Origin of the sequence: uncultured Winogradskyella sp. (assembly GCF_947498345.1) — a bacterium.
Classification (GTDB): Bacteria; Bacteroidota; Bacteroidia; order Flavobacteriales; family Flavobacteriaceae; genus Winogradskyella.
Map to the genome: position 1 here is coordinate 1 of NZ_CANMJY010000022.1, position 3982 is coordinate 3982.

Annotated in this window: 1 protein-coding gene; it reads left to right on the plus strand. The window is 45.9% G+C overall.

Annotated features, from left to right (window positions below):
• On the plus strand, positions 1-3982 hold a 3982-nt coding region (locus tag Q0912_RS17425), incomplete at both ends, for a T9SS type B sorting domain-containing protein (RefSeq protein ID WP_299117557.1).

The window sequence follows — 3982 nt, forward strand, 5'->3', positions numbered from 1 at the left end:
ACCCCCTCCCCACAGTCGTAGTACCTACGGTATTAGAGGTTTGTGACGATGGAGTACCCGATGGTTTAACAGAGATAGACCTAAGCATAAAGAACACAGAGATTACGGGTAACAATCCAAATTATACGGTAAGCTATCATCTGACCCAGCAGGATGCAGATGATAATGTAGCCCCATTAGCAATTCCTTATACCAATATTAGTAATTGCCAAACCGTATTTGTAAGAGTAGAGGACATCACTACGGGCTGTTATGACACCACGACTTTGGATTTATGTGTTGAGCAGGCCCCAGTGGCCAACACGCCACAGCCATTACGTTACTGTGATCCGGACAATGACGGTTTCGGTATGTTTTCATTGACCGATGTAGATACTGAGATTACAGGAGGTGCAGCGGGACTAACGGTGACCTACCATGAGACCTTTGCCAATGCGGATAACAACGTGGACGCCATAGACACCACTGTGGACTATAATAATATTGTTGTAAACACGCAGACCTTATACGCAAGGATTGAGAGTGCGACCATAGCCACGGACTGTGCCACTATAGTTGAGCTAGTATTAATTGTAGAGCCAAGTCCACAGATCGTAGCCCCGACACCATTGGAAGCATGTGACGATGCTTCGGCAGATGGATTTGCAACCTTCGATCTAACGAGCAAGGCAGCAGAAGTGTTGAACGGTCTGGACCCAATGCAGTATACGGTAAGCTATTACCTTAGCGAGCTCGATGCCAATACACCGATGAGTGCTATAGCTACCCCTAATGCCTTTACCAATACTGATATCAATATGCAAACGGTTTGGATTCGCGTAGAGGACACCAATACGGTAGAAGGCTGTTACAAGGTTACCCGTCTGGATCTTATAGTTAACCCATTACCGGTATTATCACAACCTTCCCCATTAGAATTGTGTGATGTTGACAATCCTGGTGATGAGCAAGAGCCTTTTACTCTTGAAGATGCCAATGCAGAGATATTAAACGGGCAAACAGGTATTACCCTGACCTATTACCTGACTCAGATGGACGCAGACAATGCAACCAGTCCACTAACAAGCCCTTATGTAAATACTACTAACCCACAGACCATCTACATAAGAGGTGAGAACGATATCACAGGTTGCCACAGTACGATCACAGTGACCATAAGAGTTAACCCGTTACCCTCACCAGAGCAGAACCCGGAACCTATAGAAGTCTGTGATGATGACAATGATGGTTTAGCAGAATTCGATCTCACAATCCGTACCGTAGATATTACCAATGGCGAATCGGATGTTGTGATCACTTATCACGAAACACAGGAAGACGCGGAGATGGGCGACAATGCACTGATGAGTCCATATACCAATATTGTGGCGGGAAGCCAAATGATCTACGTACGATCAGAGAGTACCCTTACAGGCTGTTACCGATTGACTCTAAACACCTTAGAGCTTATCGTCGTGCCATCACCAGAAGTACCAACGGCTCTGGATCCTATTATCATCTGTGATGACGATCCAGACGGTATCACACAGTTCGACCTAACAATACGCGATGCCGACATATTAGGTTCTCAGAATCCGGCGGATGTGATCTTGACCCATCACGTTAGTGCCGCAGATGCAGCATCAGGGGATGACCCTATAATTAACGTGGGGAACTATACCAATATATCAAACCCACAGACCATCTATGTCCGTTTATATAATCCAACAACAGAGTGTTACGACACTGGTGAGTTCGAGCTTCAGGTAGAACTTCCGCCAACAGCAGTACAACCAACACCATTGGAGTTATGTGACGATCTTGGGGAATCCCCAGGGGATGAGATGACCGTATTTGACCTTACGGTCAAAGACCAGGAGATTACAGGGGGCAATGCCAGCTGGTCGGTAGCGTATTACCAGAGCGATGCCGATGCCCAGGCACAGACCGATGCGATACCAGACCCGACACAGTATACTAATATTTCAGTAGGTGGTCTACCAGCCAATCCACAAACACTATACGTTGTGGTGACAGATACCGATACGGGCTGTGTTGATTTTACGACCTTAACCATTAGAGTATTACCTAATCCAACCCCAACACCAAGTGATCAGTTACCAGCTTTAGAACTGTGTGATGAGATCAATACAGGCGATGGATTTGAGGTATTTGATCTTACAGAGAATGAGGCCTTGTTGATCAATGGTGAAGCTGGTGTAACAGCAACCTACTACGAAACACCAGAAGATGCAGATTCGGGAATGAACCCTATAGCAGACCCAACACAATATACCAACATAGCAACCCCAGAGCAGGTCATCTATGTAAGAGTAACTAACGATATTACGGGCTGTTATGCCTTAGTGAACTTTACCATACGTGTTAATCCATTACCAGATGTTGTAGCGGTAACGGACTTTATCCAGTGCGAGCTCAATACCGATGGTTTTGATAGTTTTGATCTGATCAGCAAGGATGCAGAAGTATTGAACGGTCAAAACCCAGACCAGTTCATAGTAACGTATCATGTTAGCTTAGCAGATGCAGAAGCAGGTATGAACGCTTTGGTTAGCCCATATACCAATACCAGCAACCCACAACAGATCTTCGTAACGATAACCAATAACGTTACAGGCTGTTCTATTAGTACGCAAAGCTTTAATATTCAGGTGGACGAAGCCGCAGAAGCCAACCCGGATATGGTACCTATTCTCTACGAAGAATGTGACGATAATATGGAAACGGATGGGAATCCAGGTAACGACAGCGTACAGTTCGATCTCTCGACACAAGACGCTCAAGTACTTGACGCTCAAGATGCGAATAGCTATATCGTGAGCTACTATGCCAGCGAAGCAGATGCGGATCTAAACGTTAACCCATTACCTAACCTCTACGAAAACGTAACCAACCCACAGGTGATCTATGCAAGGGTGGATAACAATACGTTGAGCGTGGTACCTGTATTTTTGAACATTGCAGATCCTGGTACACCAGGATTGGATCTGGACGGTGACGGTACTATAGACCTCTACGATACGGACGGTGACGGTGTTTTCGATCTGTTAGACGTGGACGGTGACGGACTTTCAGATGGTATAGACAATGATGGGGATGGTGTGTTTGAGTTTGTGGATACCGATGGGGATGGTCTGGGGGACCCTATAGACCTTAACAACGATGGAACGTTCGATAATCAACAAGACAGTTCGGTCTGCTATGCAGTGGCACCATTGACCCTTCAGGTGAACCCGTTGCCAAACTTTAATCTGGAAGATGGCTATATACTCTGTGTGAATACCAACGGTACGGAGATACTAGATCCTTTGGTACTAGATACCGGTCTGTCCGATACAGACTATAGTTTTGAGTGGTCTTATAATGGTGCGGTACTCCCAGGGGAGACCGGATCTACGCTGGCACCAACCCAAGGTGGTACCTATAGCGTAGTGGTAACAGATATTAGTACATCCACTCAAACCAGTTGTACCAATATGGACAGTACATTGGTAACAGAAAGTGAGCCACCGACATTAATTGCCGAGGTGACAACACAAGCTTTTGCGAATAATCACGTTATAGAAGCAGTGGCAAGTGGACCGGGAGTGTACGAATACAGTCTGGACGGAGGCCCATGGCAAGACAGTGGTACCTTTACAGGTGTATCACCAGGGGAACACCTGGTCACCGCAAGGGATAAGAACGGCTGTGGTATAGCTACGGCAGAGGTGTTCGTATTAGACTACCCACTGTACTTTACACCTAATGGGGACAATAACCACGACACATGGAACATCGCAGGCATTGGAAGCAGTGCAAAAATTTATATATTTGACCGTTATGGGAAGTTATTAAAACAACTCAGCCCAACGGGATCTGGATGGGACGGAACCTACAACGGGAATATGATGCCAACCAGCGATTATTGGTTCTTGGTTGAGTACGACGAACCAACATCAGGACAAAGAAAAGAGTTTAAAGCCCATTTTACCTTGAAACG